The sequence below is a fragment of the Thiohalomonas denitrificans genome (assembly GCF_016841685.1).
GTDB lineage: Bacteria > Pseudomonadota > Gammaproteobacteria > Thiohalomonadales > Thiohalomonadaceae > Thiohalomonas > Thiohalomonas denitrificans_A.
In genome coordinates, this window is record NZ_JAENYR010000032.1 from 1 (window position 1) to 5,878 (window position 5,878).

Sequence of the window (5,878 nt, forward strand, 5' to 3'; positions counted from 1 at the left end):
GGCTCGCAATGACGGCTGAACGTTCGTCACCGATTCGGGGCCGCGTAGCGGCGGGGACGGTTCGCAGAGCCGGATCGGAAGCCGTTAAAAAAGCCGGCGCAACTTGTACGCCGGCCAAAGAGCGAGAGTGTGGAAGGAAAGAACGACCGGATCGACGACGCAATTCCGGTCCGGGGGATCAGTTACTGGAAATCAACCATCACCGTTTCACCGGCAGTGACCGTTGCATTCCGGGTCGAGCTGAAGGTGATGTCATCATCGGTATCAGGCTGGTCGGCCGCCGCGTCACAGGTCAAGGCAACGGTATAGTCGCCCATGCCGAGGAAAGAGACCGTATAAGTGTAGGCCCCGATGGAATCATCCAGGGTCAGTGCAGCGCTGGCCAGCGGCGAACTGTCGCCGTTGGCATACTCATCATCCGGAACGACATCCGATCCCGAATACACATAGGCCGCGCAGCCGGTTTCGGGATCGGCATCGGCATCTGCCGGCGTCGTCCCCGACACCTCATAATTGCCGGACACGGTCCCCGCTATATTCCCGGCAGCCTCGGTCTGGACCATACGCAGCGTCGGCCGCAATTTGTAGCCATTGGCGTCTTCATGGACCGACTTGCGCAAGTCGAAATCGATAGTGAAATCCACCCCGCCCCCCTGGGGAACCGTAAAGCCGCGATTCAGTTTCAGCCCGCTTTGATCCGCCGAGGGAATCGTCAGAGGATGTATGGCTCCGTCCTCCAGTTCGATATAGGAAGCGTCGGTGCCGTCGGTGACGTGCAGCCGCATCCAGTTATAGCGCCCCGCTGCCACAGTCACTCCCTCCAGCAGGGGTACCGTTTCGCCGTTCTGAAGGGCGAGCAGATCGATCTGCCCCCCTGCGGCGTCGAAGGTAACGGAGTCACCGTCGGCCGGCTTCAGTTCCACGCGATCAAACTGAACGACCACCGCCGTTGCTCCATCGACAGGCGCATCGGTCACCGCCAGGTCGACCGTTCCCGTACCACCATCACTGCCGCCGCAACCGACCAACAGGAACGGTACCGCGAAAAGTGCATAGCGTGGATGCATGGTTCTTCTCCGTTTTGGTATCAAATTTTTTGATTCAGCCTAACGGGAAAAAGTAGAAGACAACGTGGCTTGGATCACGCTGGGCGGCCTGAAAAATTCAACGGTCGTGATGGGTGTCACACGATAGGCCCTTCGGTGCCCTCGTCAGGCAGTTCTTCCGGAAGCAGATCTTCATGAAAAGCATCCACCCGGGCGGAGACGGCGTCCACCTTCTGGAAGCGCGCCAGGTGAAACAGCGCCTCACCTTCATGCACGAGCGGAAGATTACTTCGGCCGATAACGATTCCATCGCTCGGCGCGCGCACCTCCAACTCGGATTCCCCAAAGGAGTCGGAGACCATGCCGAGAAGGGTGCCTTTTTCCACCTTCGCGCCAATCGGGACCGAGGCCCGGAAGATTCCACTCTCGGGCGCACGCACCCAGTTACTGGCCCTTGCCACAACGGGTCGGGGCTCGCTTTTTCGGGGGTGGCCCGTCGCTGGCAGCATTTTCAGCTCACGAAGGACATTGACGATTCCACGGACACCGGCCCGAATGGAGACCTCATCAAAGCGCAGGGCCTCCCCTGCTTCATAGAGAAGCATCGGTACGCCCTTTTCAACCGCGGCCTGGCGCAGAGATCCATCACGCAAGTCGGCATTGATCATGACCGGGGTGCCGAAGGCCTTGGCGATGCGGGCGGTCTCCGAATCATTGAGATAGGCGCGAATGTGCGGCAGGTTGGTGCGATGCACACCGCCGGTGTGCAGGTCGATGCCGTACTGGCTCTGGGCGACGATCTCGGCCATGAACAGATTGGCAATACGTGCCGCCAATGAGCCGCGCTCCATGCCGGGGAAGCTGCGGTTGAGATCGCGTCGGTCCGGAAGATATCGGGAGCGATCGAGGAAGCCGTGCACATTGACGATGGGGATGGCGATGAGCGCCCCGCGCAGCCGTTTCACAGCGGGATGCTTCAGCAATCGGCGGATGATCTCGACACCGTTGAGTTCATCACCGTGAATCGCGGCGCAAACAAACAGTGTCGGTCCCTCACGGCGCCCATTGACGACATGCACGGGCATGGCCAGGTTGGTGTGGGTATAGAGCTTCGCCACCGGCAGATTGATGGTCCGCCGCTCCCCGGGATCTACCGTCAATCCATTGATCGAAATCGGAGCGCCCACTATCCCTTACCCCGAGTCCGGGTCCGATTCGGGCGGGCGTGGGTTTCAATAAAGCGATAGATCATGCCCGCGATGTCCTTGTGCGTGGCCGTCTCGATCCCTTCCAATCCGGGGGACGAATTCACTTCCAGGACGACCGGTCCTTCCCGGGATCGAAGGATATCCACGCCAGCGACGTTCAGACCCATGGTTCGGGCCGCGCGTACGGCCGTGGAGCGTTCTGCGGGGCTGAGCTTGATGACCGAGGCCGTGCCGCCGCGATGAAGATTGGAGCGAAATTCGCCCTCCCGCGCCTGACGCATCATTGCCGCGACCACCCGTTGGCCGATCACCAGGCAGCGGATATCGGCGCCGCCCGCCTCCTTGACGAACTCCTGCACCAGGAAGTCGGCTTTCAGTTCACGAAAGGCATCGATGACACTCTCGGCAGCCTTCTTGGTTTCTGCCAGAACCACCCCTTTACCCTGGGTACCCTCCAGCAGCTTGACCACCAGAGGTGCGCCCCCCACCAGGCGAATAAGGTCTTCGGTACTCTCCACACTGTGCGCGAAACTGGTGATGGGAAGACCGATGCCTTTGCGCGAGAGTAGTTGCAGAGAGCGCAACTTATCGCGACTGCGGCCGATGGCCACCGATTCATTCAGAGGGAACGTACTCATCATCTCGAACTGCCGCAGAACCGCCAGTCCGTAAAAGGTGATCGATGCCCCGATACGAGGAATCACCGCATCGAAGTGTTCCAGGCGTTCCCCCTTGTAGTAGATCGCCGGCCGCATGGTGGCGATATCCATATAGCATTTCAGGGTATCGAACACGTAGACCTCATGGTCCCTGGCACGGCCGGCCTCCACCAGACGGCGGGTGGAGTAGAGGTTTCGGTTGCGGGAAAGAATGGCGATTTTCATTTGACAACCTTTACAGGGACATTCAGGAGAACGATTTCATCGGGATAGACGAAAAGAGGGCTAGGTCGGTTCGGGCGGCTTGCCTATGAGATAGGAGCTGCCTGGATGTACGACAAAACGGCCCTTGAGCGCCGTGCGCCCCAGCAGCATTCGGAACTGCATGGTGTCCCGATCGGTAAGCGTCATTTCAATGGGCCATTCCAAGCCGCCCAAAATCACCGGCGTGACGATCACGAAGCGTTTCTCACGATGGCCGCCGGAATCGCTGACCCAGCGAAAGTCACTCACTTCGGCAAAGCAGTCTGCAACCGGTTCCCGGCGTTTTTGCAGTGGATGCACAGCGAAGCGCACACAAAGAGTTCCCCGCTCCCGGTACGGCTTTACCGAGAAGGCATGGAGGGCCGATGTACGGGCGCCGGTGTCCACCTTGGCCTTGATGTGGTCGATCTCCAGTTGCGGCAGCGAAACCCACTCACGCCAACCCACTCCCGGCAAATCCCGCTTGGGCATTTTTTCCCCTTAGACAGGTGAATCGCCCTGCCCTCGACCTGCAAAGTAACGGCTTTTTGATGAATAGGCAGAGGACAGCTGAAGTATACTACCCGCCCGGTCCTTTCCAATCGCAATCCAATGCCTGAAAACCTGCTCATCTTACATCCGGCCGAACCGCACACCTGCATTTCCGAAGCCGAAATTCTGGAGGTCCTGCGCGAGATCGGCCTGGCAGACGACGAATTCGACTGGCAGGGAGAACGCCATTTCCGCCCCGGTGAACGGTATCTACAGCTCATCACCTTCCTCGGCTGCTCTCCGGTCGTTTCGCTGGGCGAGCCGGGTGTCACCGGCGATGAATTTGCACATCTGGCGATCGAGGTGAAAGGCGACCACCCGGTGCTGATGGCCGGCAGTAACATCAAACAGCCTCGCTGCCCGAAGTGCCGCGAGCGGGTGACATCGGTTCAGGAAAACAGCGATTGGCACTGTCCCGCCTGTGCCCACGAAACTACCACCGAATGTCTCGACTGGCGCCAAAGCGCTGGATTTGGCCGGATCTTCGTCAAGATTTGGGGAGTGTTCGAGGGCGAGGCCGTGCCCTCCGATGAGCTGCTGCGTCGCTTGGAGGCCATTGCCGATACGCCGTGGAAATACTTCTACCTACGGCGCTAACAAAAACCGCAGGCGAACTGGTGGCGAAATCCGCCAAGGGCTAACTGCTGCCAATTCACCCTGCCGGGGTCCGAATTGGCATCCAACAACCGAGGCTGTAGCGGTGAGCTATCCGGGACCGTCAGCGGCATGCCGCCAGGGATGGCGGTATCCGCTGTCGAGCCTACACGGATGTATTCACGGCGCGTCCCGGATAGGCCACTGCTACAGCCTGAGCACCATTTCCAAACAGCTATTTAGAGGCGCTTGCGGACGATCGCGGCGATCTCCTCGTCGGAGAGGTCCACCGGGTTGCTCTTCATGCTGTTATTGCGCGAACCGGCGACAATGCGGGGAATGTCCGCTTCACGGACGCCGAACTCCGAGAGGCGTGGCAGGTCCAGCCGCCGGGTCCACTCCTCGAGGCTCTCGACCAGGACCCGGCAGGCGGAGCGTACCTCACCGGCTTCCCTGCCGCTCAGCAGCCGGCCGACGGCCGCATACTTTTGCAGGGAGCGGTGTTCCGGATCGCGTGCCTCCAGCGCATGCATATTGACCTCGGTGGCGGCAGCCAATACGGTACCGCAGGCAACACCGTGCGGGATGGGAAACAGCGATCCGAACGGCTGAGCAAGTCCATGCACGGAACCGAGACCTACCTGGGCCAGTGTAATCCCCGAGATCAGGGCGCCATAGGCCATGGCCGCGCGTCCGTTGCGTGCAGCCTCCCCTTCGCCCCCTTGCAGCGCATTGAAAAAACCGCCCGCGACTGCTTCAAGACCGCTCCAGGCCAGCGCGTCGGTTACCGGATTGGCCCGCCTGGAAACATAGGACTCGATGAGCTGCGTGAAGGCATCCATACCCTGTGCCGCCATCAATTCACGCGGACAACCCGCCAGCAGCACCGGATCGATCAGGGCCACGCGGGCAACCATGGAATCATCACGAAACGATTTCTTGAAACCATCCGTGCCGCGCTGACTGAGCACCGCATTCCTGGTCGCTTCGCTGCCGGTGCCGGCGGTGGTGGGCACAGCGACCAACGGCAATGGAGTTCCCTCGTAAGGCAGACCGCGCCCCACGTCCTCCAGATGGTCAAAAACCGAGTTGCCCCGGGGCAGTAGAGCGGCAATCGCCTTGGCGGCGTCCAGCACACTGCCGCCCCCGATCCCGGCCACCACACTGATCTCACACCCCACGCCGGAAATGATGTCATCGATTTGTCGCGGCGAGGGCTCATCCTCGACGGAGACGCTTTCAAAGCGAACGCCCTGCTCTACCAGGCCGCGTTTCAGGACCTCCCAGTGTGGTCCGGCCCGAAACGACTTGCCGCCCATCACCAGCAGCGCAGAATCACCATAGCTGCTGATCAGTCCGGGCAACTCCGAAAGGCGGCCTTCGCCAAAGACGATGCGCGGCAGGTTTCCAATCGTGAAAGCGTCTATTTTCATCGTATCTCGCTCTAGTGGTCCATCCCGTAGGGCGCATTCTGATAGGCCACCCTTCCCGGAAAGCCGGCAGAATTTCAGAGTGCACCAACCATCACACATGGCACACCCAAATGCGCCGTCTCCGATACTCACCGAACCGGTGC

The 5,878-nt window shown here is 60.4% G+C and carries 6 protein-coding genes; 1 reads left to right on the plus strand and 5 read right to left on the minus strand.

Annotated elements, in window-relative coordinates; all coding sequences use genetic code 11:
- Positions 1 to 182 precede the first annotated feature (182 nt).
- The 4 genes from Q7L05_RS08680 to Q7L05_RS08695 form a co-directional block, all read right to left on the minus strand.
- Positions 183 to 1,067 (minus strand): DUF4382 domain-containing protein, encoded by an 885-nt coding sequence (locus Q7L05_RS08680; protein WP_303904920.1) that lies wholly within the window; start codon positions 1,065 to 1,067, stop codon positions 183 to 185.
- A gap of 116 nt (positions 1,068 to 1,183) precedes the next feature.
- Positions 1,184 to 2,233 (minus strand): succinylglutamate desuccinylase/aspartoacylase family protein, encoded by a 1,050-nt coding sequence (locus tag Q7L05_RS08685; RefSeq protein ID WP_303904923.1) that lies wholly within the window; start codon positions 2,231 to 2,233, stop codon positions 1,184 to 1,186.
- Entirely contained in the window at positions 2,233 to 3,138 is a 906-nt protein-coding gene (gene rimK, locus Q7L05_RS08690; protein WP_303904926.1) for a 30S ribosomal protein S6--L-glutamate ligase, read from the minus strand. Before rimK ends, Q7L05_RS08685 begins: the two co-directional genes overlap by 1 nt.
- A 60-nt stretch (positions 3,139 to 3,198) precedes the next feature.
- On the minus strand, positions 3,199 to 3,648 hold the full coding sequence (locus Q7L05_RS08695; protein WP_303904929.1) for an ATP-dependent zinc protease family protein: 450 nt from the start codon (positions 3,646 to 3,648) through the stop codon (positions 3,199 to 3,201).
- Positions 3,649 to 3,768: 120 nt separating this feature from the next.
- On the opposite strand from Q7L05_RS08695, the gene Q7L05_RS08700 reads away from it, so the two are divergent.
- A complete protein-coding gene (locus Q7L05_RS08700) occupies positions 3,769 to 4,305 on the plus strand; it encodes a hypothetical protein (protein WP_303904932.1) in 537 nt (178 codons plus the stop codon).
- 236 nt (positions 4,306 to 4,541) lie between these two features.
- Here Q7L05_RS08700 and Q7L05_RS08705 read toward each other — a convergent pair whose 3' ends face one another.
- Positions 4,542 to 5,735, minus strand: coding sequence for an iron-containing alcohol dehydrogenase (locus tag Q7L05_RS08705; protein ID WP_303904935.1), 1,194 nt, complete (start codon positions 5,733 to 5,735; stop codon positions 4,542 to 4,544).
- Between the last annotated feature and the right edge of the window lie 143 nt (positions 5,736 to 5,878).